The 22,865-nt window shown below is 68.4% G+C and carries 19 protein-coding genes; 11 read left to right on the top strand and 8 right to left on the bottom strand.

Annotated elements, in window-relative coordinates; translation table 11 throughout:
• Window positions 1-53: 53 nt before the first annotated feature.
• The gene (locus tag AB0L57_RS01625; protein ID WP_364955380.1) at window positions 54-1,553 is read right to left on the bottom strand and encodes an NAD(P)/FAD-dependent oxidoreductase; all 1,500 of its coding nucleotides are present in this window, start codon (window positions 1,551-1,553) and stop codon (window positions 54-56) included.
• A 98-nt stretch (window positions 1,554-1,651) separates the two neighbouring features.
• Window positions 1,652-1,900 (bottom strand): hypothetical protein, encoded by a 249-nt coding sequence (locus AB0L57_RS01630; RefSeq protein ID WP_364955383.1) that lies wholly within the window; start codon window positions 1,898-1,900, stop codon window positions 1,652-1,654.
• 291 nt (window positions 1,901-2,191) lie between these two features.
• On the opposite strand from AB0L57_RS01630, the gene AB0L57_RS01635 reads away from it, so the two are divergent.
• From AB0L57_RS01635 to AB0L57_RS01645, 3 genes are all read left to right on the top strand, one after another.
• Window positions 2,192-3,454, top strand: coding sequence for a KasA/KasB family beta-ketoacyl-ACP synthase (locus AB0L57_RS01635; RefSeq protein ID WP_364955386.1), 1,263 nt, complete (start codon window positions 2,192-2,194; stop codon window positions 3,452-3,454).
• Window positions 3,455-3,536: 82 nt separating this feature from the next.
• Window positions 3,537-5,552 carry a glycosyltransferase family 39 protein gene (locus tag AB0L57_RS01640; RefSeq protein WP_364955389.1) on the top strand — a complete coding sequence of 672 codons (2,016 nt, stop codon included), beginning with the start codon at window positions 3,537-3,539 and terminating at the stop codon, window positions 5,550-5,552.
• 81 nt (window positions 5,553-5,633) lie between these two features.
• The gene (locus AB0L57_RS01645; protein WP_364955392.1) at window positions 5,634-6,983 is read left to right on the top strand and encodes a family 1 glycosylhydrolase; all 1,350 of its coding nucleotides are present in this window, start codon (window positions 5,634-5,636) and stop codon (window positions 6,981-6,983) included.
• A 57-nt stretch (window positions 6,984-7,040) separates the two neighbouring features.
• Here AB0L57_RS01645 and AB0L57_RS01650 read toward each other — a convergent pair whose 3' ends face one another.
• The 4 genes from AB0L57_RS01650 to AB0L57_RS01665 all read right to left on the bottom strand — a co-directional run bounded on the left by AB0L57_RS01650 (window position 7,041) and on the right by AB0L57_RS01665 (window position 11,680).
• Complete coding sequence (locus tag AB0L57_RS01650) at window positions 7,041-7,979, bottom strand: alpha/beta hydrolase family protein (RefSeq protein ID WP_364957228.1); 939 nt, start codon at window positions 7,977-7,979, stop codon at window positions 7,041-7,043.
• Window positions 7,980-8,239: 260 nt separating this feature from the next.
• Window positions 8,240-8,896 (bottom strand): transcriptional repressor LexA, encoded by a 657-nt coding sequence (lexA, locus tag AB0L57_RS01655; protein WP_364955395.1) that lies wholly within the window; start codon window positions 8,894-8,896, stop codon window positions 8,240-8,242.
• A gap of 33 nt (window positions 8,897-8,929) precedes the next feature.
• Entirely contained in the window at window positions 8,930-10,864 is a 1,935-nt protein-coding gene (locus AB0L57_RS01660) for an LCP family protein (RefSeq protein ID WP_364955397.1), read from the bottom strand.
• A 108-nt stretch (window positions 10,865-10,972) separates the two neighbouring features.
• Window positions 10,973-11,680, bottom strand: coding sequence for a WHG domain-containing protein (locus AB0L57_RS01665; protein ID WP_364955400.1), 708 nt, complete (start codon window positions 11,678-11,680; stop codon window positions 10,973-10,975).
• Between the two features lie 251 nt (window positions 11,681-11,931).
• Between AB0L57_RS01665 and AB0L57_RS01670 the strand changes: the two genes are divergently transcribed.
• Window positions 11,932-13,656: a GMC family oxidoreductase gene (locus tag AB0L57_RS01670; RefSeq protein WP_364955402.1), complete on the top strand. Its 1,725-nt coding sequence runs from the start codon at window positions 11,932-11,934 to the stop codon at window positions 13,654-13,656.
• A 57-nt stretch (window positions 13,657-13,713) separates the two neighbouring features.
• Here AB0L57_RS01670 and AB0L57_RS01675 read toward each other — a convergent pair whose 3' ends face one another.
• Both AB0L57_RS01675 and AB0L57_RS01680 read right to left on the bottom strand, forming a co-directional pair.
• Window positions 13,714-14,193: a hypothetical protein gene (locus AB0L57_RS01675; RefSeq protein ID WP_364955405.1), complete on the bottom strand. Its 480-nt coding sequence runs from the start codon at window positions 14,191-14,193 to the stop codon at window positions 13,714-13,716.
• A gap of 196 nt (window positions 14,194-14,389) precedes the next feature.
• A complete protein-coding gene (locus AB0L57_RS01680) occupies window positions 14,390-15,478 on the bottom strand; it encodes a TerD family protein (protein ID WP_364955407.1) in 1,089 nt (362 codons plus the stop codon).
• Window positions 15,479-15,649: 171 nt separating this feature from the next.
• Here AB0L57_RS01680 and AB0L57_RS01685 point away from each other — a divergent pair, with 171 nt between their 5' ends.
• The 7 genes from AB0L57_RS01685 (at window position 15,650) to AB0L57_RS01715 (ending at window position 22,833) form a co-directional block, all read left to right on the top strand.
• On the top strand, window positions 15,650-16,156 hold the full coding sequence (locus AB0L57_RS01685) for a DUF2599 domain-containing protein (protein WP_364955409.1): 507 nt from the start codon (window positions 15,650-15,652) through the stop codon (window positions 16,154-16,156).
• A 121-nt stretch (window positions 16,157-16,277) separates the two neighbouring features.
• On the top strand, window positions 16,278-17,630 hold the full coding sequence (locus AB0L57_RS01690; protein WP_364955412.1) for an aminotransferase class V-fold PLP-dependent enzyme: 1,353 nt from the start codon (window positions 16,278-16,280) through the stop codon (window positions 17,628-17,630).
• Complete coding sequence (locus tag AB0L57_RS01695; protein WP_364955415.1) at window positions 17,627-18,901, top strand: heavy-metal-associated domain-containing protein; 1,275 nt, start codon at window positions 17,627-17,629, stop codon at window positions 18,899-18,901. The genes AB0L57_RS01690 and AB0L57_RS01695 overlap by 4 nt, the downstream gene beginning before the upstream one ends.
• Window positions 18,898-20,391 (top strand): alanine racemase, encoded by a 1,494-nt coding sequence (locus AB0L57_RS01700; protein ID WP_364955417.1) that lies wholly within the window; start codon window positions 18,898-18,900, stop codon window positions 20,389-20,391. Before AB0L57_RS01695 ends, AB0L57_RS01700 begins: the two co-directional genes overlap by 4 nt.
• Window positions 20,391-21,716 (top strand): pyridoxal-phosphate dependent enzyme, encoded by a 1,326-nt coding sequence (locus tag AB0L57_RS01705; protein ID WP_364955420.1) that lies wholly within the window; start codon window positions 20,391-20,393, stop codon window positions 21,714-21,716. Before AB0L57_RS01700 ends, AB0L57_RS01705 begins: the two co-directional genes overlap by 1 nt.
• A complete protein-coding gene (locus AB0L57_RS01710) occupies window positions 21,713-21,865 on the top strand; it encodes a hypothetical protein (RefSeq protein ID WP_364955423.1) in 153 nt (50 codons plus the stop codon). Before AB0L57_RS01705 ends, AB0L57_RS01710 begins: the two co-directional genes overlap by 4 nt.
• On the top strand, window positions 21,862-22,833 hold the full coding sequence (locus AB0L57_RS01715; protein WP_364955426.1) for a 2-hydroxyacid dehydrogenase: 972 nt from the start codon (window positions 21,862-21,864) through the stop codon (window positions 22,831-22,833). The genes AB0L57_RS01710 and AB0L57_RS01715 overlap by 4 nt, the downstream gene beginning before the upstream one ends.
• The last annotated feature ends 32 nt before the right edge of the window (window positions 22,834-22,865 follow it).

Here is a 22,865-nt window from a genome sequence, read left to right on the forward strand (position 1 = left end):
GTCCGGTCGTGGCAGCGCACGGCCACGACCGGACGGGTTTCGCCGGATCCCGCTCAGGCGGAACGGGATCCGGCGACCGGGCGAGCGGCCGCCGACTTCTTGCCGAAGCGCAGGATTCCGTCGTCTATCGCGGCTTTGCGCAGCAGGGCGCGGTCGCGATAGTAGTTGTTGATCACCTTCCACGGCCCGCGGCGGCCCTGGCGTGGCATCACCGCGTCGCCGCGGGCGATGTAGCCGGAGGTCAGTGCCCCGCCCATCATCGATTCCGGCGCTCGGTCGGCCTCCTCGGCGACGGCCACGAACGTCGAATACCCCTCGGCCTTCATGTGATTGAGCAGGCGGCAGAAATACTCGGCGGCCAGATCGGCCTTCAGCGTCCAGGAGGCGTTGGTGTAGCCGATGATCATCATCGCGTTGGGCAACCCGCTCATCAGCGCGCCCTTGTAGGCCACCAGATCTCGCGTGGCCACCGGCGCGCCGTCGATCTCGAGTGCGGCACCACCGAGCATCTGGACGTTGAGCCCGGTCGCGCTGATCACGATGTCGGCCGGTAGTTCCGCGCCGGATTCGAGACGGATACCGGTTTCGGTGAACGAGGCGATGCGGTCGGTGACGATCGAGGCTCGTCGGTTGCGCAGCACCCGGAACAGGTCACCGTTGGGCACGATGCACAGGCGCTGATCCCACGGGTTGTAGGTCGGGCTGAAGTGGCGCATGTCCACATCGGGCCCGACAGCGACGCGCACGGCCCGCAGCAGCAGTGTGCGTGACAGGGCGGGGTTGCTGCGCGAGAGCGCGAAGCTGGCGCGCTGCAGGGCGATATTGCGTGCGCGGCCGGTCTTGTAGGCCAGGGCAGCGGGCAGCTTGGCCTTCTTCAAGCCGACCGCGACCGGATCGTCGGCCGGCAGCGGTGCGATGTAGGTGGGTGAGCGTTGCAGCATGGTGACGTGTTCGGCGTCGGTGCTCATGGCCGGCACCAGGGTGATGGCGGTGGCGCCGCTGCCGATGACCACGACCCGCTTATCGCGGTAGTCCAGATCTTCGGGCCAGTGCTGCGGGTGCACGATCTGCCCGCCGAAGTTCTCCTCGCCGGGGAACTGCGGCCGGAAACCCTTGTCGTAGTCGTAGTATCCGGTGCAGCCGACCAGGAAATCGCTGGTGTAGGTCTCGGATTCGCCGGTGCGCTCGTCGACGGCGGTGGTGGTCCACACCTGATCCTCGCTCGACCAGGCTGCCTGCACGACCTTGCGGCCGAACCGGATGTGGCGGGTGACGCCGTATTCCTCGGCGGTCTCGGCGATGTAGTCGCGGATGTTGGGACCGTCGGCGAGAACTTTGGTGCCCACCCAGGGGCGGAATCCGTAGCCGAAGGTGAGCATGTCGGAGTCCGAGCGGATACCGGGGTAGCGGAACAGGTCCCAGGTGCCGCCGATCGACTCGCGCCGCTCCAGGATCGCGTACGTGCGTCCGGTGTTCTCCCGGCCGAGGTGACAGGCCATCCCGATTCCGGACAGTCCCGCACCGATGATCAATACGTCGACGTGCCGCGCCATTGAGGTATCCGTTTCGTCCGACTGCAGAGCCCGGACCTCACCGTCCGGATACCCGGAGATTACGTGTTATTTCTGGTTACGTCTAGTCGCGGAGCGGGTCAGTGCATCGCCGCGCCGAGGATCTCCCCCGCTCCGGCGGTGGCCATCCCCAGAAACGCCAAACCGAACGCCACACTCGAGACCTTGGCCCTCGCCACGCCGCGCCGGGCGGCCATTCGGATCCAGCATCCGACCGCGACCGCGGTTGCCAGCAAATGCAGCCACACGAGCTGCCGCAGCACCATCGACGTCGCCCCCGCACCCGGCGGAGCCTGCGGCCCCACATCGTCCCACTGGGCAGTGATCATCTGGTGAACAGCGTGAATATCCATCTCGGGCACGCCCTTCCCTAGCCCGTTCCCGGATTGTGCCCTGTCGTGCGCGGCCACCCCGGTCTTCCCACGATACCCCTCACAGCTAACTCTGGGCATCTTCCTGTGATCGGCTGCCGGGGCCGGGGCGGGGGTTACGCTGACCCCAGGCGCACCGGTCGCGGGTCGGCGGCCCGGAACCGAAGACGGCGAGGTCGCGGATTTCGGCGGTGTGGCCGTTTCGTGTCTGGGGACATCGAGGGACCGACAAGTGAGGATTCGACGGACGTGCGCACGCTCGACACCAGTTTCAGCACCCGCAACGGTGGTTTCCGCGACGTTGTGGTGACCGCGATGGACATCACCACCTCCATCGGCGCCGATACCGAAAGTTCATGGCAAGGACTGCTTTCCGGCGCCAGCGGGATCAGGGTTCTCGACGATGAGGACATCACCCGTCACAATCTGCCGAATGCCATCGGCGGCAAGCTCGTCCACGATCCCACCACCGATCTGGACCGGGTGCGCAAGCGTCGCATGTGCTACGTCCAGCAGATGTCCTACGCCATGGGCAGGCGCCTGTGGGACAACGCCGGCACACCCGAGGTCGATCAGGACCGGCTCGGTGTCTGCATCGGCACCGGGCTCGGTGGCGCCGACACCATCGTCGATGCCAACGACGCGATGCGCGCGCACGGCTACCGCAAGGTCTCGCCGTTCGCGGTGCCGATGAGCATGCCCAACGGTGTCTCCGGTGTGGTGGGCCTCGAAATCGGTGCGCGCGCAGGGCTGGTCACACCGGTGTCGGCCTGCGCGTCGGGTAACGAGGCGCTGGTGCACGCCTGGCGTTCGATCGTGTTCGGCGAGGCCGACATGGTCGTGGCCGGCGGTGTCGAGGGCTACATCAATCCGATGGCGATCGCCGGTTTCACCATGGCTCGCGCGCTCAGCTCGCGGGTCGACGAACCCGAACGCGCCTCGCGGCCCTTCGACCGCGATCGCGACGGATTCGTCTTCGGTGAGGCCGCGGCGCTGCTGGTGCTCGAATCCGAGCAGCACGCGCTGGCACGAGGCGCCACCCCCCTGGCGCGGCTGCTCGGCGCCGGGCTCACCGCCGACGGCTACCACCTGGTCGCACCGGATCCCGAGGGCCTGGGCTGTGCGCGCGCGATGCGCCGAGCCATCGAGACCGCGGGTGTCACGGCCGCGGATGTGGATCATGTCAACGCACACGCCACCGGCACGTCGATCGGTGACCTGGCCGAGGCCAAGGGGATCACGGCCGCGATCGGCACCCATCCATCGGTGTACGCGCCGAAATCCGCACTCGGGCATTCGGTGGGTGCGGTCGGCGCGCTCGAGGCCGCGATCTCGGTGCTGACCCTGCGTGATCAAGTCGTGCCACCGACGCTCAATCTCGACAATCAGGATCCCGAGGTGGATCTGGACATCGTGCGCGACAAACCACGCCACGGCGACATCCGGTTCGCGATGAACAACTCGTTCGGTTTCGGCGGCCACAATGCCGCGGTGTTGTTCGGCCGCTACTGATCCGGCTCGCCGCCGCGGTATTCACAGAAAGCTCCAAGCTTTCGGACAGGACGGTCACCGGATCAGCTGAGAGGCTCCCGCGGTGACAGTGACGACTGCCGGCACCGCTGTGCCCGTATCGCCCGAATCCGCACCACCTGCCGACCCGGATCTGCCCGCGCCACGGCGGCGCGACCGGATCGCCCTGGCGGTGTTGCTGGTCGCGACCGCCGCGGCGTACCTGTGGAACATCACCGTCAACGGGATGGGCAACAGCTTCTACGCCGCGGCGGCCTGGTCGGGATCACGGAACTGGAAGGCGACACTGTTCGGTTCGCTGGATCCGGCGAATTTCATCACCGTCGACAAACCTCCTGTCTCGCAGTGGGTCATGGGCGCCTCCGGTCAGCTGTTCGGCTTCTCCAGTGCCTCGATGCTCATCCCGCAGGCATTGATGGCCGTGGCCGCGGTGGCGCTGATGTACGCCGCCATCGCCCGCGCCACGGGCAGCCGGGGCGCGGGGCTGCTGGCCGGATCACTGCTGGCGGTGACGCCGGTGGTGGCGTTGATGTTCCGGTTCAACAATCCCGACGCGGTGATGGTGCTGCTGATGACCGCCGCCGCCTACTGCACGATCCGCGCGTTGCGGCATGCGAGTGCGCGGTGGCTGATGCTGGCCGGTGTGGCACTCGGTTTCGCGTTCCTGGCCAAGATGCTCGAAGGTCTGATGGTGCTGCCGGCACTGGGACTGGCCTATCTGGTGGTGGCCCCGGTGACCATCGGCAAGCGGATCGCGCATCTGCTGGCCGCGGCGGCGGCACTGGTGGTCTCGGCGGGCTGGTACGTGCTGCTGACGGTCTTGTGGCCGGCCGATCAGCGGCCGTATCTGGCCGGTTCCAAGGACAACACCTTCATGGATCTGGTGCTGGGCTACAACGGATTCGCACGCTATCTGGGGCACAATCACGCCGGGCGCAAGATGTTCGAGTTGCCGGCGGGCTATGCGATGCCCGATCCCGGACACGGCGGTTTCGGGGGTTTCGGGTCGGGTCCGACGCGTCTTTTCACCGGTGAGATCGGCTTCGAGATCTCGTGGCTGCTGCCGGCCGCGGTCGTCGGATTCGTGATCGTGGTGGTGGCGCGCAGGCGGTATCCGCGCACCGATGTGTTCCGTGGCGCCGCACTGGTCTTCGGTCTCTGGCTGTTGATCGACGGGATCGCGTTCTCGGCCATGCAGGGCGGTATGCACGCCTACTACACCCTGGCCGTCGCCCCGGCGGTGGTCGGCAGTTTCGTGCTGGGTCTGGCCGAGGTGTGGCGGTGCCGCGACAGTGCGTGGGGCCGGGCGGGGGCCGCGGTGTTGATCCTGGCCGCGGGGATCTGGGGATTCGTTCTGCTCGACCGCAATCCGCACTGGCAGAGCTGGTTGCGCTGGGCGATCCTGGTCGTCACCGTGGCCAGCGCGGCCGGGCTGGCCACGACGATGGTGCCGCCGGTCGCGCGCCGCGGCGCGCGCCGGGCCGGCACGGTCCTGGTGGGTGCCGGTGTGCTGGCGAGCCTGGCCGGAACCGGCGCCTACGCGGTGGCGACCCTGCCGCAATCGCATACCGGCGGCAGCCCGGTGGTGGGACCCGATCGCCCGCAACTGCCGAAGGCACTGAACCCGATGCGGGCGCGGATGGGAGTGCTGACCGGCAGTGGCGATATCGATCCGAAACTTGCCTCGATGCTCGCCGCCACGACCACGACCTGGTCGGCGGCCATCGACCGGTCCGGACCGGCCGCCGGGCTCGAATTGGCGAGCCGCACCCCGGTGCTCGCGATCGGCGGTTTCACCTCGGCGGATCCGGTGCCGACCCTGGCGCAGTTCCAGGATCTGATCCGCGCCCACCGGCTCACCTACTATCTCGCCCCCGATATCGCCCTGCCGGATTCGTGGCGCACCGGGGCCGGGCATCCGGCTTCGGGCAGCGAGCGTCGCGCGCCCGATGCCCCGACGTCGCGCGGCCATTGGCATCCGGTCGGAAATACCGACATCTACCAGTGGGTTTCTGCGCATTACACGCCGCAGCGCATGGACTCGCTGGAGGTCTACACCCTCACCGATCCCCCGCACTGACACTGCCTGGGGTCGGGTTTGCCCGCCCCGACACGCCTTGCGCACACCGGATTTCAGCAATCTCGTAGCTACGATCGGGGGATGCGAGAGCCGAGCCGCCGCCAGGTGCTGGCCACCGGACTGGCCGCCGCGGCCGCACTGCTGCTGCCGGTGCGCGCCGGTGCCGATCCGCTGCGTCGATCGGCCTCCGCCCTGGCCCCGCTGGGCCCCGATTTCGTGTGGGGGGTGGCGACCTCCGGTTTCCAGGCCGAAGGCCATGCCCCCGACAGCAATTGGACCCGCTACGTCGCCACCGGCGCGGTCGAGCCGTATCACGATTCGGTGCGTTTCCTCGACTTCTACGCCGAGGACATCGACCGTGCCGCGCGGCTGGGTGCCACGAGTTTCCGGATGAGTATCGAATGGGCGCGGGTCCAGCCTCGTCCCGGCGAATGGGACGAGGAGGCGTTCACGACCTACGACCGGATCGTCGAGGCCGTCTTCGCCGCCGGGATGACCCCGACGCTCACCTTGGATCACTGGGTGTATCCGGGCTGGGCGGCCGATCGCGGCGGCTGGCGCAATCAGGGCATGGTCGAGGACTGGGTCGCCAACGCTCGCACGGTGGTGCAACGCTACGGGGATCGAGATCCGATCTGGGTGACGATCAACGAGCCGGCCGCCTATCTGGGCACCGAACGCCGGATCGGCGCGCTGACCAACGAGGAGTGGCCCGCGGCGATGGACCGGCTCGCGCAGGCGCACAACCAGATCTACGACATCATCCACGCCGCGCACCCGAATGCGATGGTCACCAGCAATATCGGATTCGTGCCCGGCGCCGAGACCGAGGTCAATCAGCCCTTCGTCGACAAGGTGCGCGACAAACTCGATTTCATCGGCGTCGACTTCTATTTCGGGCCCGCCGATGCCGGTTCGTCACCGACCTCCGCGGGCGCACCGGCGATGTGGGAGCTGCCGCTGCAACCGGAGGGCATCTATTACGCGCTGCGCCACTACAGCGGCCAGTTCCCGGGCAAGCCGCTGTATGTGGTGGAGAACGGGATGCCGACCGACAACGGTGCGCCACGTCCCGACGGTTACACCCGCGCCGATCATCTGCGCGACACGGTGTACTGGATCCAGCGTGCCAGAGCCGACGGTATCGATGTGCGCGGCTACAACTACTGGGGCCTGACCGACAACTACGAATGGGGCACCTACGCACCGCGTTTCGGCCTCTATACCGTCGACGTCACCTCGGACCCGGAGCTGGTGCGCCGCCCCACCGACGCGGTGGAGGTGTTCGCGACGCTGGCTCGCAGCGGCGGGGTGCCCGCCGATTATCGCCCGACTCGCGCGCCGGTGGCGTGTTCCCAGGTCGATCCGCCCGCCAGCTGCGACGATCCGGTGACGCTGCCGGGAACCGATCAGGCCGCCACCGATCGCTGATCGTCGCACCGGCGGCCCCCGATCGGGTCCGGGGTGTCCGGACCCGTGGTTCGTTTCTCAGGCAGGTAGTTCGAGCCCGGCCGCCAGCACCGGCCACGACTGGATCAGCGCGTCGTGCCAGTAGCCCCAGGAATGCGTTCCGGTGGGCGTGAAGTCGTAGGTGGCGGGGATACCGAGATCGTTCAGTTTGGTCTGCAGGTTGTGACTGCAGTAGTTGACCGCGGCCTCGATCACGCCGCCGATGACCACCTGATCGGCGAGGCCGAACGCACCCGGCAGCGCGTACTGGCCGTTGAGCGTGTCGTAGGGGCCGGGCAGCCCGGATCCGCTGGAGATGAACAGATGAAGTCCGCGTAGCTGGTCGGCGTGCACGTACGGGTCGTTGGCGGCCCACATCGGATCGTTCTGCGGGCCGTACATGTTCACCGTGTCGCCGCCGCCCCAGACGCGCACCGCGAGGTTGACGAAGGTGTAGCCGGTGGGGTCGCTGATCTGTGCGCATCCGCTGTAGGCGGCCACGGATCGATAGAGCCCGGGCTTGGCGATCGGCAACTGCAGTACCGAGGTGCCGGAGGTGGACAGCCCGGCGATGGCGTTGAGCCCGTTGGTGCCCAGCGCGCCGTCGATGATCGGTGGCAGTTCCTCGGTGAAGAAGGTGCGCCATTTGTTGACCCCGAGTACCGGATCGGGTGCGCGCCAATCGGTGTAGTAGCTCCACGCGCCGCCGATGGGCTGCACGACGTTGACGTCCTTGCCGGCGAGGAAGGCCAGCGCGTCGGGCACCTGGTGGACCCAGGTGGCGGTGTCCTCGCCGCCCCCGGCGCCGTTGAGCAGATACAGCGTCGGACGCGGCACCGAGGTGTCGGCGGGCCGTTGCACGTTGACCACGATCGCTGTGTCCATGGCCGCGGAGTACACCTTCATGGTGATGTTGCGACTGTCGACGACCTGGAAGTCGTCGATCCTGGAACCGTCGGGGGCGACCGGATGCGCCAGTGGCGCTCCGGAATCGACGATCGGATCGGCGGCGGCCGGTCCGGTCGCGATGGTCACCGAGATCGCGGCGAGCACGGCACAGACCGTCACCGCCGTGATCCGCGAACCGATTCGATGTCCTGCCGCAAACCTGCCCGGCCGATCACTGCTCGCCACGTGCACCTCCGACTGACGTCCGGTCTTGCGCGGAACCTGCCTGCGCAGATTAGTTCAGCGGCTACCGTTTGGCGGTCGGTCGGTGGGCGCGTCGGGCAGGTTGGTCACATTCGCCGCATGACCGAGACCACCTTGCCGAGGATCACCGCGTGATCGCCGTCGAGTACCGGGTAGGCGGGGTTGCGTGGTTCGAGGTGGATGTGGCCGCCGCGGCGGCGATAGACCTTCACCGTGGCCTCGTCGTCGATCATGGCGGCCACGATGTCGCCGGAGTTCGCCTCGTGCTGGCGGCGGACGACGACGATGTCACCGTCGCAGATGGCGGCATCGATCATCGAGTCGCCGCGGACCCGCAACGCGAACACGGTGCCGCGGCCGACGAGCTGCCGGGACACGGTGAGCTGGTCGTCGGCGTGTTCCTCGGCGAGGATCGGGGTGCCCGCGGCGATGTCGCCGACCACCGGCACGGTCACCGAATCCGCCTCGGCGGCACGGGTTTCGGTGGGCGCCAGGAACAGGCGCACGTCGATCGGGCGGGACACGGTCGCGCCGCGGCTCAGAAATCCCTTGTCTTCGAGGTCACCGAGATGTTTGGACACCGACGACGTCGACCGTAGCCCGAGCGCCGCGGCGATCTCGCGGGTGGCGGGCGCGTATCCGTTGCGCCGGACCGCGTCCGCGATGACGGTCAGGATGCGGCGCTGCCGTTCGGGCAGCCGCGAGGTGTCGAGATGGTCGAACGCGTCGTCGTATCCGGTCACCGGCAAATCGTAGACGCCCCGGTACCGCGGACCTCAGTTCACGCAGGGGATGTCGGAGCCGATGCTGGTGGTGACGGGCTTACCGGAGTCGGGGCGGTCGTCGGTGGTGGCGGTCGCCGAGGTGCCGGAGGTGCTGCTGGTCGTCGCCCCGGTGGTGGTGTCGGTGGTCGAGGTGCCCGATGCCGAGCCGGGACTCAGGCTGTCGGGCATGCTGAAATCGCTGCCGACCACGATCTTCACGTGTCCGGGATCGAGTGTCTTCGAGGCCGCGGTCGGCAGGCCGCCGAGCATGTCGGCGGCCTGGGTGGCGTCGGTGTCGGCGCCGGAGCCGAAATAGACCACCGAGCTCGAGCCGTCGTTGTAGGTGGCGTTGCCGACGTTGCCCTCGTGGAACCCCTTGTCCACCAGCGCGGTCGACACCTTGGCCGCCATCCCGTTCGAGCCGCCGGCGTTGACGACGTCGATGGTGCTGGTGGGGGTGGTGGTGGGTGCGCTCGGCTGTGGTTCGGCGACACCGAACGCGGTCCGCACCGCCTTCTTGATCGCGCCCGCGTCGATGACGTTGACGTCCTGGCCGTCGACGGTGTCGTATCCCTTGACCGGCAGGGTCTGGAATTCGATCGGGATGGATCCGGCACGGCCCATGGTCTGGGCGAAGTCGAGCAGATTCCAGCCTTGCGACAGCACGATGTCCTGCTGGGCGGCGTTGATCAGGTCCTGCAGTTTGCCGAAATTGGTGAGCGTGCCCGAATCCTTGAGTTCCTTGGCGGCCGAGGTCAGGAACGCCTGCTGCCGGTGCGTGCGGTCGAGGTCACCGTTGTCCAGTCCGTGACGCTGGCGCACGAACGACAATGCGTTGGCGGCGTCGAGGTGCTGGTGGCCCGCGGGGAACACCGCGCCGGAGTAGTACTCGTCGTCGACGGCGTGGTTGAGGCACACGTCGACACCGCCGAGGATGTTGGCCAGGTGGTAGAAGCCGATCAGGGAGATCTCGGCGAACCGGTTGATCGGCACGCCGGTGAGTTGTTTGACGGTCTGCACAATCGATTCGCGCCCGGCTTCGCGGCCCTGACGTTCGAGTTCGACCTTGTCCTTGACGCCCTGGTTCTCCAGCTTCTGTTCCACCGTCGCCTTCTTCAGCCCGTAGGCCTCCTTGATCTTGGCGTGGTCGTAACCGGGGATGCCCGAGACCGGGACGTAGTCGTCGCGCGGGATGGAGAAGGCGGTGATCTTCTTCAGGTCCTTCGGAATGTGCACCAGGATCAGGGAATTGGCGTTGTAGCCACCTTCGCTGCCGTCACCGGCGTGCAACTGGTCGAGGATGTCCTTGGGCAGGTCGTTGCCGTTCTGGTCCTTCCGGGTGTCCAGGCCGATCAGCAGAATGTTGAGGTCGCCGTCGAGGGCGGCGGCGTCGGCATCGCTGATGGCGTTGGAGCGGGTGAAGCCCTGATCGACGCTGCGCTCGGTGTAGTAGGCGAAGCCGGTGCCGGTGACCACGACCACGGCGGTGGCCGCGGCCAGCAGTCGTGCGGCGATGCGCGCCGCCCGATTCCCGCCACCGGGCCGCGGCGGTGGCGCGGTGCGCGCGCGACGTGCGCGCCGGTTCGGCGGCGGGGTGCCACTCTCGACGGCCATGGCGGCGGCGCTGCGTGCGCGGCGGCGGCCGGGTTCGGCTGCCTCGGAGGCGGTGTCGTGGTCGGCGCCGGATTCGTCGGCGGCGTCCCGCCGGCGCGCGCCCGCGCGACGTTCGGGCGCGCCCTGGGCGCGGCGCCGCGTCTGCTCGCTGCCGCGCTGTTCGGACACCGTGGCGAGAGACCGGTCCCACGGTGGAGTCGCGGCCGGGGTGGCGCGCGAACCGCGACTGCCGGACCGATCTTCCTGTGATTCGCCGCGGGATCGTGTGTGGCGTGCCTGTCCGCTGCCGCCGCGAGGATCCACCACCGGGATCGGTTCGGTTTCGTCGTTCATGTCGCCGTTCAGTCTTTCATCCCCGGGTGTGGGAAAGCTGAGAATGCGCTTCGTCGGGTTGTGTCATCCTGCATGATGCCGGGCACGAATGCACACCTGCCGCGCCCCCTACTGTGCTGGCGCAGCGCGGAATCCGAGAATCGTGACCAGATTGTCCAGATGGACGTCGAAAACCTGCGCGCGATCGCTGAAGGTCCGCGCACCGTACATGTCGAACACGTCGAAACTGACCGCGCCGAACAGGCCCGTCCACACCGTCAGGGTCCGGGCCATCGCCCAGTCCGGGATCTGCAGGCCGAATTCCTGCCTGATCCGCGCGATGTCGGCGCCGAGGTCCGGCGGGACACCGGCACCGCCGGCGGGTTCGGTCAGTTCGCCGTCACGGCAGGCGGTTTCGATGATCTGCAGCAACGCGAGTATCACCCGGGTGCCGGGGACGGTGGTCTCCTGTGCGGGCGCGTCGTAGCCGGGCACCGGTGTGCCGAACAGCAGCCCGTAGCGGGCGGGTTCGGCCAGTGCCCAGTCGCGTACGGCGTGGGCCAGGACGCGCAGCCGGGTGATGTTGTCGGTGGATGCGCCGGCCAGGGCGGCGTCCACGGTGTCGGCCAGTTCGGTATATCCGTCCACGACCAGCATGGTCAGCAGTTCGTCGCGACTGCGCACGTACCGGTACACCGCCGAGGACACCACGCCGAGATCGCGGGCGACCGCGCGCAGCGACAGCGCCGCGGCACCGTGCACGGCCAGGTGGTCGCGGCCGATCCGGACGATTTCCTCCATCGTGCGGGCGCGTGCGCGAGATCGTGGGGTGCTCATCCGCTCAGCTTGCCATATAGAGAGCGGTGCTTACAGCAGTGATCGGCGATCTTGTCATTTCCGCAGCTCCGACCGTGCCGCCACCGCGCCGCACCCCCGAAACGATTACAGATACCGACCGACACACATAATCTGTCGGGTAGTAGCGTTGGCTGTCGTCAGCGGTGACACCCACTCTCAGGAGGCCCGATGAGTTGTCCTGTCCAGCCCCTCCCCGGGCCCGGCGTATCGGCGCATTCCGGGGGTGCCCGGTGAGCGCGCGCGACACCGATTTCGACGTTCTGATCGTGGGCTCGGGCTTCGGCGGCAGCGTCACCGCTCTGCGCCTGGTCGAGAAGGGCTACCGGGTCGGTGTCCTCGAGGCCGGCCGCCGGTTCTCCGATGACGAATTGCCCGACACCAGCTGGGATCTGCGCAAATTCCTGTGGGCGCCGGCCCTGGGCTGTTACGGCATCCAGCGCATCCATCTACTGCGCGATGTGCTGATCCTGGGCGGCGCCGGGGTCGGTGGCGGCTCGCTCAACTACGCCAACACCCTCTACGTGCCACCGGAGCCGTTCTTCGCCGACAACCAGTGGCGCGACATCACCGACTGGCGCGCCGAACTCGGACCGTACTACGAGCAGGCCACGAAAATGCTGGGCGTGGTGCGCAATCCGCACATCACTCCCGCCGACGAGGTGTTCAAGCAGGTCGCCGAGGACATGGGAGTGGGCGACACCTTCGTGCAGACCCCGGTCGGCGTGTTCTTCGGCGAGGCCGGCCAGGCCGGCAAGACCGTCGACGACCCGTATTTCGGCGGTGTCGGGCCACGCCGCACCGGATGCCTCGAATGCGGTGAGTGTATGACCGGATGCCGCCACGGCGCCAAGAACACCCTGGTGAAGAACTACCTGTATCTGGCCGAGCGGGCCGGAGCACAGGTACTGCCGCTGACCACCGTCACCGCGGTACGGCCGCTGCCCGACGGCAGCTGGCAGGTCGACACCCGCCGCACCGGCGCGCGGGTCCGGCGCCGGCCCGCCTCCTACACCGCCGCGCATGTCGTGCTGGCCGCCGGCACCCTCGGCACCCAGAAACTGCTGTTCGCCATGCGCGACAAGGCGATTCTGCCGGATCTGTCGCCCCGCCTGGGCGAGCTGACCCGCACCAACTCCGAATCCATCCTGGGTGCGGCGACCCCGAAACTGGATCCGGGCCGCGACTTCACTCGCGGCGTGGCCATCACCTCCTCGATCCACCCCACCCCCGACACCCACATCGAGCCGGTGCGCTACGGCAAGGGCTCCAACTCGATGGGCCTGCTGCAGACGCTGATGGTCGACGGTGGCGGGCGCACCCCGCGATGGCTGCGGTTCCTGCTCGAGGTGCTGCGACATCCGGTCACCCTGCTGCGCATGCTCAGTGTCCGCAATTGGAGTGAGCGCACGGTGATCTCGCTGGTGATGCAGCATCTGGACAACTCGATCACCACCTACACCAAGCGTGGCGCGTTCGGCCGCAAACTGTCCTCCCGGCAGGGCCACGGCGAACCGAATCCGACCTGGATCCCGGCCGGTAACGAGGTGACCCGCCGGGTCGCGGACAAGATCGGCGGTATCGCGGGCGGTACCTGGGGCGAGGTGTTCAACATTCCACTCACCGCGCACTTCCTCGGTGGTGCGGTGATCGGCGCCGACGCCGCAACGGGTGTGATCGACCCCTATCACCGGGTGTACGGATATCCGACGCTGAGCGTGGTCGACGGTGCGGCGGTCTCGGCGAATCTCGGAGTGAACCCGTCACTGACGATCACCGCGCAGGCCGAACGCGCGGCCGCGATGTGGCCGAACAAGGGCCAGAACGACACTCGTCCCGCTCAGGACGCTGCCTACCGGCGCATCTCCCCTGTCGCACCCCGGCAGCCGGTGGTGCCGGCATCCGCTCCCGCCGCCCTGGTGCTGCCCATCGTCGCGATCAACAGCGACAGTGCCTGATCGTGGTCCGGCCGGCAGCGCTCCGCCGCGGCGACAGGGTTCGCCGCGGCGGAGTGCTCATTTCGCGTTGATGTGAGCGAAACCCATCGGCGAGGTAGGCGGCGGTGCCGACGTCCGTGGCGCCGCGAATTCCTGTAGCGCGGCAAGGACATCGACATGCCGCCCCGCGTAGCAGCGCACCTGCGGCAGCGCGTGGGCGACCTCGCTGCGTTCCATCGCCTCGGCATCGATGTAGCCGATGCCGTCGAGTTCGATCCGTAGCTGTGCCGCGATCCGGGTGATCGCCGCCGATTTGCGGCCCCATCCGACCTCGACGGCAGCGAACAGCTCGCCGAGGCCGTGACGTTCCAATTTGTCGGTCGTCCACGCCCATTCACCGCGGCTGGCCACCGCGTGCACAACCCCCCGGCCGCCGAGTGTGTGCAGCGCGCGCACCGCGTCCGCCCGCACCACACCACTGGTCGAATCGCAGACGACACCGTCCCAGACGGTGTTGTCCAATTCCCAGACAAGACATCTCACTGCCGGTGCTGTCATCTCGCCCCTACGATCCACTCTCCTCGACACCCGTCACCGCCCGTAGCGCACATGCGGCCGACGGATACCACGCCATCGAGTTCCGATGGCACCGAACCGTCCCGATATATTTTCCGGGCCGGTCCCGCGAGAGGTCATAGTAGGGATGCCGGGCCGCACACACCAGCCCTGGCAAACCACTCGCTCACCGCGGCCCTCACAGGTTGGGCATCACCAGCGGGACCGCCTCCACCGGATGCCCTGCCTGGATGGGCGTGCCGATGGACGCGACCCGCCACACCTGACCGTCCCGATACACCTTGGCCACCACCATCCCGGTATTCGGCCCGCCACCACGGAGATTGCCGCGCGCGAGTTCGGCCGTCGTGGAACCGTCGACCAGTCGCCAGTAACCGTTGCGAATGCGTTCGAAGGTGTGTCCGGCATAGGAGGTGACCACGAAGACCACCGCCGACACCTGTGCGGGCAACCGCGCGAGATCCACGGTGATGGCCTCGTCGTCGCCTTTCCCGTCACCGGTGAGGTTGTCTCCGGAGTGCCGGACCGCGCCGTCACGGGAGGACAGCTGCTGGTAGTAGGCGGTGTCGACAAGGGTCTTGCCGACGAACAGCAACGCCGAGGCGTCGAGGTCGACCTCCAGCGGCCGCAGCCCGCGCGGGCCGTGCACCTTCATCGGATCCCAGCCCACACCCATCCGCACCATCGACAACTCACCGTCGCGGATGTGGTTGAGCGCCACTTCCTGACCGGGGTCCAGCACCGCGGGACCGCGATAGGGCAGTTGCTCGGCCGCTGCGCCCACCGCGACACCGTGCGCGGTGACCAGTGCGGCGAACCCGGCCGGGAAACCGTGCCCGAGCGGGCGCAACTGCCAGCTGCTGCCCACTCGGTCCAGATCCGCGACGATGGCCGCGGACTCCTGCCCCAGGCCCTCGACGCTGTACTCGTACACCGGATTTCCCGCCCGGTCCGACACCGTCAGCAGCGCCGGTGGATGATCACCGAACCGCGAGTCGGGTTCGGGCAGCGACGCCACGATCCGCACATGCTCGACTTCCGATGGCAGCGAACGCAATCCGATCGACACCTCCGGCCGGTCGGAAGCCAGCTTCACACCGTGCGCGGCGGTCTGGTTGTAGAAGACGAGATCGGTTTCGTTGCGGACCTTCCCGGCCGAATCCAGCAGCAGCGCCGATACATCGACGGGTTCGCTGTGCTGGACCGACACGACGATGTCGTCGTGGGTCAGACGGTCCACCTGTCCCTTGGTCAACTGTGCGGCCACCCTCCTACTCTACGTCGATTCGAGCGCTCTCCGGGCCTGGTGAGCATTCGCCCCGCCGGTTGCTGTGCGCGCGCGGGCGGCGGGTAGCGTGAGCGCAGCTTCGACGACGCGACCGAAGGGGGACCGATGCGACCGGGTGTCCGGTGGAAACGACGGGTCCGGCGTGGTCCGATGACCGCGCTGGCGGCGGCAGCCGTGCTGGTCGCGGCCGGTTGCGGCGACGACTCCGCCGATACCGCCCCGGCCGTTGACGCCACCTCGTCCGCGACGGTCTCCGCGCAGCCCGCCGCCCCGGCGGCCCCGCAGATCAGCGCACCGGCGGACCCGGGGCCGGGCGAACCGACGACCGATCCGTACGCCGACAGTGCGCTGATCGACCACACCGAGTGGACCGACGACGTCGACGGCCGCCGGCTGCACGTGTATCCCACCCCGGCCGGACGCGAGGATCGGTTCCCGGCCGCGCAGGACCGCGCGTGGGCCGAAATCGTCGCCGCCACACCGGATGCCGATTCTCCCGGCATGCACGACCAGTTCGCCTGCCATTGGGTGTGGGCGCGGCTGGTCGCGCCGAACAAGCCGAGCTGGAATCTGGAGCCGTGGCGGCCCGCGGTCGGCTACGAGGCCACCGTGCAGGCGATGTGCAATCCCGGCGGACCCGACCCGGCCGGGAACTGATCGCCTCGCTTTCGGGCCGACCCGGCCGAACGACCGGTGAAATGCGTTGTCCACGACCGGATTCGCAAGTGTGGGTATCGTGGATACGGTCGCCAGCGTACGAGCCGAAGGGAGCGTCACGTTGCGGTCACCAGCCACCGGTCCCACGCCCGCCGATCCGGCCGATGCCCCGGCTGCGCCCGTTGCGCACCCGACAGCCTTGCCCGCGAACCTCTTTCCCCCCGCCGCGGGCGCGGACTCGACGGCGATCCGTGCCATTTTTCCCGCACTACGCGGCGCCGGACCGGTCTATCTCGACAGTGCCGCGACCACGCAGAAACCGCTCCCGGTGATCGAGGCGATCGACGACTATCACCGCCGCCACACCGCCAACGCCGGACGCGGCACCTATCCGTGGGCCACGACCCTCACCCGCGCGATCGAACAGGTCCGCGCCGACACCGCCCGCTTTCTCGGTGCCCGCCCGCACGAGGTGGTCTTCACCTCCGGAGCGACCGCCGCACTCAACGCCGTGGCGCTGTCGTGGGGGCTGACCACACTCGGCGACGGTGACGAAATCCTCTACAGCCCACGCGACCACGCCTCCAACGTCTACCCGTGGATGCAGCTGCGAGCCACGCTGGCGCACTTCGGCCGCCACATCCGGCTGGTTCCCTACCGCACCACCGCGCTCGGTGAGGCCGACATCGCCGACATCGCCGCCAAACTCGGGCCCCGTACCCGGCTGCTCACCGTGAGCCATCTGCATCACGTCTTCGGCGCACGCAACACTCTCGAAGAGATCCGGGACCGGATCGGATCGCAGGTGGCGGTGTGCTTCGACTGCAGCCAGAGCGCCGGCCATCTGCCGATCGACGTCGGGGAGCTCGGCGCCGATTTCGCGGTGCTGTCGGCGCACAAGATGTTCGGCGCGCCCGGTACCGGAGTCCTGTTCTGCCACGACCGCATCCACGACCGGCTGCAGCCGTTCCTGCCGGGCGGCAATTCCGCTGTGCAGGTGCGTGATTCGATTCTGGTGCCGGAGCAGATGCCGGGCCGGCTCGAAGGCGGCACCCACAACCTCCCGGGAATTCTGGCCCTCGGCGCCGCCCTGCGGGTGATCGATGCGATCGGTGTGGACACCATCGCCGAACACAATCACCGGCTCACCCGCCGTCTCGTGACCGGGATGCGGTCGGTGCCGGGGCTGCGGCTGCTTCCCGGTCCGGCGCACGGTCGCTGCGACACCGGCTACGGCATCGTGTCGTTCACTCTGGACGGAATCGGCGCCACCGACCTCGGATTCGTCCTGTCGGAACTGGGTTTCCTGGTCCGCACCGGCGCGCACTGCGTTCCCGCCGACGTCGCCGATCGCACCGATATCGTTGCAGCGGAGGATCATTCGGTGCGGGTGAGTACACACATCTACACCAGCGCCGAGGAGATCGACCGGTTCCTCGACTGTCTCACCACTCTCGCCACGGAGGTGCGATGACCACACGCCGCGAGGCCCCCGCTCCCGCCGTCGCGGCCGGGTCCGGTTCCCCCGCCGACTACGATCGCCGCGCCGCCTCCCGGATCCTCGCCGACCTCGCCCGCCCGGGCCTGTCGCGCACCGCGACGACGACGGGTCCGCGCCCGGTCACGGTGACCCGCACCCCGATGCGACCCGAACCCGGTGCGCGCCTGACGCTGTCGCAGCGGCTGTATCTGGAAGCGTTCATGTCGCCGTGTCGTGCCGATCAGGTCACCACCGCGACTCATCGCATCACCTGGACCGACAGCGACGGCATCCCCAACACCGGCCACATCCGGGAGCCGGGACTGGGCGCGATCATGCCGGTCGCGGTCCGGGAGACGGTATTGGCGATGTGGCACAGCCTGCACGCCGACGGCGCACTGGCCGCCCGCATCGCCGCGCTGACCGATCACGAGCGCGCGGTCCTGGCCGCCACCACCACCGATCAGGATCCGATCGACATCTTCCGGGTCGGCATCGAGGCCACCGGGCGGGCACTGACCCAGCACGCCCTGCTGGCCGACGCCGGCCCGTATCGCACGCCGGCGGAATTCGCTCGCGGCCTGCGCGACTCGGGAATCTTCGCCGCGGTCGCGACCCGCTGGTACTGGGAGCAACAGGCCTCCACCTACCGGCGCGGCATGATCGCGGCCACATTCGAGACCCACTCCGACGGCACCGTCGGCTACACCGCGGACACGATCGCCACCCTGCGCGCGATGAAGGACGCCACCATCGGCGACGCGCACACCGTCATGCGGCGCGCCACCACCGAGGAGGGGTTGTCGGTCGAGGCGGCGATCGACAGATACCACGACGAACTGGATCTGATCTCGCGCCAGTACGCGCTGCTACCGGACGGGGTGCGCCCGGCGTGCCTGGCCGCCGCGCCGCATCGGCTCGACGGTGAGCACTACAGTGTGCTGCCCGATGTCGTCGACCGCTTCGTCACCCTGTTCTGCGCAACCGTGTCCGGTATCGAGATCATCGAATCCGAGGACACGGCAGCCGAATTCACCGGAGCCGCCGACCATCTGTTCTATGTGCCCGATATGAACTGCAAACACTGTGTACGCACCATCGGCACGGTGCTGGAATCGATGCGGATCACCGTCCACGAGATCGATCTGATCAGCAAGCGGGTGCGGGCCGAATTCCGCAGTGCCCGCAACCGGCACCGCGCCTTCGAAGCGCTGCGCGACAGCGGCTACAACCCGACCCTCGCGGCGCCGGACACCGCGCCGTGAGCACACCACCCGCCTTACCGGCGCTGCTGCATCCGCTGGTGCGTGCCTTCCTCGACGCCCCCGAGGCCCTCGCCGGCGCACTGATGAGATTCGGCACCCCGTCACATCTGCTGTTTCCGCAGGTCTATCTGGACAATCTGGCACGGTTGCGGGCGGTGCCGAGTCGGCACCGGTTGCCGGCCCGAATCTATTACGCGCACAAGGTGAATGGGTCGACGGCGCTGCTGCGGACCGCTCGCGGTGCGGGAATCGCGGTCGATGTCGCCTCCGCACAGGAACTCGCCGCTGCCCGGGAGCTGGGTTTCGCGGTAGCCGATATCGAGGTGACCGGCCCCAAGGGCCGCCGCATGCTCACCGCACTGGCACGATCGGGTGTCACTGTCAATGTCGACAATCCCTGGGAACTCGGCGAGCTGGCCGCCCTGGCCGACCCGGGCGCACCGGTTCCGGTCCTGCTGCGCCTGAGCGGTTTCTCGGGACTGTCGGGGTCGGGCACGGTGAGCCGATTCGGCATCGGGCCCGACGACGTCGACGAACTGCTCGCCCTGCTGGCCGGCCTGCAGGACCGGATCATCTTGCGCGGATTCGCCTTTCACCTCGACACCGGCGAGCTCGGCGACCGGGTCCGGGCAGTGCAGGCGTGCCTGACCTGGATCGAACGCGCGCACACCTACGGCCTGGCTCCGGACGTGATCGATATCGGCGGCGGGTTCCGGCAGGTGTTCACCGCCGACCCGGACCGTTTCGATCACTACACGCGCATGCTGCGGCAGTCGCTGCTCGGCCACGGCGAGCCGATGAGCTGGGGCGCGAACACCTTCGGCTATCAGCTCCACGGCACCGGCACCGGCACCGGCACCCACGGTGTGCCGGTCTTCCACAAATACGCCAACACCGAACCCGCCACCCGGATGCTCGACGATCTGCTCGCGACCCGGTTACCCGCGCACGGTGGACAGCCGCTGGCGCGCGTCCTGGCCGACAATCTGCTCGAATTGTGGTGCGAACCGGGAAAGGCGCTGCTCGATCACGCCGGAATCACCGTGGCCGGTGTGGAATTCGTGAAACGGACGGTGGACGGCAGCATCGTGGTGAGCGTGGACATCGGGCGTGACACGATCACGCCGGCCGACCAGGAGGTGATGGTGGACCCGCTGCTGCTGCCCGGTCCCGAATCCGGCGATTCCCCGCCCGGTGCGGCCGGTGGCGACGGCCCGATCGGGGTCTACATCGCCGGACATCTGTGCCTGGAACGCGACATGATCAGCAACCACAAGGTGTGGCTGCCGCGCCGGCCCCGGCCCGGCGATGTGCTGGTGTTCCCCAATACCGGCGCCTATCACATGGATCTGTCGGCGGCCCGGGCCGCGCAGCATCCGCCACCACCGAAGATCGCGGTGCATTACCGCGCCGGCTTCCACCTGTGTCCGGACGCCGACTACCGGCCCGCACCACCCGATCCGGCTGCCGCTACTGCCGGGAGGTCGTGATGCGCTACGACCACATCACCGAACTCATCGGTGATACGCCGTTGCTGCGCCTGGATCCGGCCGTCCACGGGCTGCGCGAGGTCGAGCTGTACGCGAAGCTCGAATTCTGCAATCCGTTCGGTTCGGTGAAAGACCGCGTCGCCTGGGGCATGATCGGCGACGACATCGACGACATCGCCGCGCGCGGGCAGACATTGATCGAGGCCTCGAGCGGCAACACGGCCAAGGCGCTGCGTGTTCTGGGTGCCCGGCGCGGGATCGGACTGCACGCGATCACCAACCGCATCAAGGTCGAGGAGGTGCGCGATCTGCTGCAGCTGCTCGGCACCCGGATCGAGGAGCTGCCCGGACTGTCCGAATGCCCGGACCCCACCACCCCCAACGACGTGTACTCGGTGATCGAGACCACGATGGCGAAAAACCCAGGCGCCTATCATCATCCGTCCCAGTACACCAACGAGAAGAACATCGATGCCCACTACCGCGGCACCGGCCGCGAAATCCACGACGACCTCGCCGCGGCCGGGCTGCGCGCGGACTATCTGATCGGCGGGTTGGGCACCACCGGTTCCACCCGCGGCACCGCCACCTATCTGCGCGAACACAATCCGGACCTCCGCACGATCGCGGTCGTGTCGCAACGGTCGGACTTCATCCCCGGTATCCGATCCGAGGCCGAGATGTGGGATGTGGGACTGTTCCAACCGGACTTCTATGACCGGATCGTCACCGTGGACTCGGGCCGCGCGATCGAGTCGACCCTCGAGATGGCCACCGGTTACGGCATTCTCGCCGGTCCGACCAGCGGCGCGGCCTATTCCGCCGCTCTCGAGGTGCTGCGTGAACGCGCACCCGGATCGCAGCCTGCGGTCGCGGTGGTGATCGTGTGCGATCGGCTCGAACCGTATCTGTCGTATGTGAAGAAACGCCGGCCCGACCTGTTCGCCCGCGGCGCCGCCGTCACCGCGCCCACAGCCGCCGAACTCGACGCCGTCACACGGATGACCCCGCAACAGCTGCGCGAGCTCGACGCCCGCGAACACCCCACGGTGGTCGACACCCGCGGTGCGATGGCCTACCGCATCGGCCACATTCCCGGCGCGATCAACATCCGCGACGATCAGCTCGACGACATGTTCGCCCACGGCGTGCCGTTCTCCCGTTCGCGCCCGGTGGTGTTCGTGTGCCCGGTCGGTGATCTGTCGCTGCGATTCGCGGCCCTGGCCGCCCGCGACGGCTACACCGCCGTCAGCCTCGACGGTGGTGTGCTCGCCTGGCGCGATGCCGGATTCGAGTTGGAGAGGCACCCGCCATCGAGTCGATGACCGCTGTACTGCCCGGCCACCGCCCGCACACCGCCCCACGCGCCGAAGCCGGCGCCCGCACCGGCCACGACGACTACCGTGAGCGGATATGCCGGACGCGCGGGCACGTGGCGCGCGAATACGGTATGTGGGAAGGCGACCGTCGGTGAACCAGCAACGTCCCGTCGTGCGGCAGGCGATCCCTGCCGATCACGACCGCGAGAACGTCACGGTGCTCGTCCCACACGAATTCGGGGTGGCCGCACTGTCGCAGGTGGACCGGGTGCGGACCCTGTACTACCGGCGCGACGAGATACCGCCCGGCGCCGACACCGCCCGCATCCTGATCCCCGACTTCCGGCCCGATCCGGGAGCGGTCGCACTGGCCCGCCGGCTACCGCGACTGCAGCTCGTGCAACTGCTCACCTCCGGTGCGGACCGGTGGATCGGGCAGTTACCCGAGGGCGTGCTGTTGTCGACCGCGCGCGGCGCCCACGGTGCAGGTGTCGCCGAATGGGTGCTGGGCGCACTCATCGCGTTGTACCGCGATTTTCCCGCGTTCGCTCGCAGCCGTCAGGAACGCCGGTGGGACACCCATTCCACCGCCACCTTGTTCGGCAAACGCGTCCTGATCGTCGGTGCCGGTGATCTGGCACAGGCGCTGACCGGTGTTCTGGCTCCGTTCCGGGCCGCGGTCACCACGGTCGCCAGTACGGCCCGCCCGGGAGTGCACGCGGTGGACGAGCTCGCCGCCCTGCTGCCGCACCACGACGTCGTCGTGCTGGCGGTGCCGTTGACCGACCGGACCCGGGCATTGATGGATGCGCGGATGCTGGCCCGCATGGGCGACGGCGCCATCCTGGTCAACGTGTCGCGCGGCCCGGTCGTGGATACCGACGCGCTTGTCACGGAACTGGTTTCGCATCGGTTGCGGGCCGCGATCGATGTCACCGATCCCGAACCGCTGCCACCGAAGCATCCGCTGTGGGGTGCGCCGGGCCTGTTCCTGACCCCGCACACCGCCGGCACCAGCAGCCACAGCACCACCCGCGCCTATGAGGTCGCCGCCGCGCAGATCCAGCGTTTCCTCACCGGGCGGGTACCGGAAAATCTCATCGGCGAGCACACCGCGGGCTGATCCATCCCCTCAGCGCCGCCGGCACGCACTGC

This window comes from Nocardia sp. NPDC052254 (assembly GCF_040679495.1).
Lineage (GTDB): Bacteria > Actinomycetota > Actinomycetes > Mycobacteriales > Mycobacteriaceae > Nocardia.

What these genes read in the sequence shown, in the direction of transcription:
- AB0L57_RS01710 (WP_364955423.1), top strand. Translation starts at nt 21,713, where the DNA reads ATGACCGCTGTACTGCCCGGCCACCGCCCGCACACCGCCCCACGCGCC.
- AB0L57_RS01630 (WP_364955383.1), bottom strand. Translation starts at nt 1,900, where the DNA reads ATGATCACTGCCCAGTGGGACGATGTGGGGCCGCAGGCTCCGCCGGGT.
- AB0L57_RS01665 (WP_364955400.1), bottom strand. Translation starts at nt 11,680, where the DNA reads ATGAGCACCCCACGATCTCGCGCACGCGCCCGCACGATGGAGGAAATC.
- AB0L57_RS01660 (WP_364955397.1), bottom strand. Translation starts at nt 10,864, where the DNA reads ATGAACGACGAAACCGAACCGATCCCGGTGGTGGATCCTCGCGGCGGC.
- AB0L57_RS01685 (WP_364955409.1), top strand. Translation starts at nt 15,650, where the DNA reads ATGACCGCGCTGGCGGCGGCAGCCGTGCTGGTCGCGGCCGGTTGCGGC.
- AB0L57_RS01625 (WP_364955380.1), bottom strand. Translation starts at nt 1,553, where the DNA reads ATGGCGCGGCACGTCGACGTATTGATCATCGGTGCGGGACTGTCCGGA.
- AB0L57_RS01695 (WP_364955415.1), top strand. Translation starts at nt 17,627, where the DNA reads ATGACCACACGCCGCGAGGCCCCCGCTCCCGCCGTCGCGGCCGGGTCC.
- AB0L57_RS01675 (WP_364955405.1), bottom strand. Translation starts at nt 14,193, where the DNA reads ATGACAGCACCGGCAGTGAGATGTCTTGTCTGGGAATTGGACAACACC.
- AB0L57_RS01705 (WP_364955420.1), top strand. Translation starts at nt 20,391, where the DNA reads ATGCGCTACGACCACATCACCGAACTCATCGGTGATACGCCGTTGCTG.
- AB0L57_RS01645 (WP_364955392.1), top strand. Translation starts at nt 5,634, where the DNA reads ATGCGAGAGCCGAGCCGCCGCCAGGTGCTGGCCACCGGACTGGCCGCC.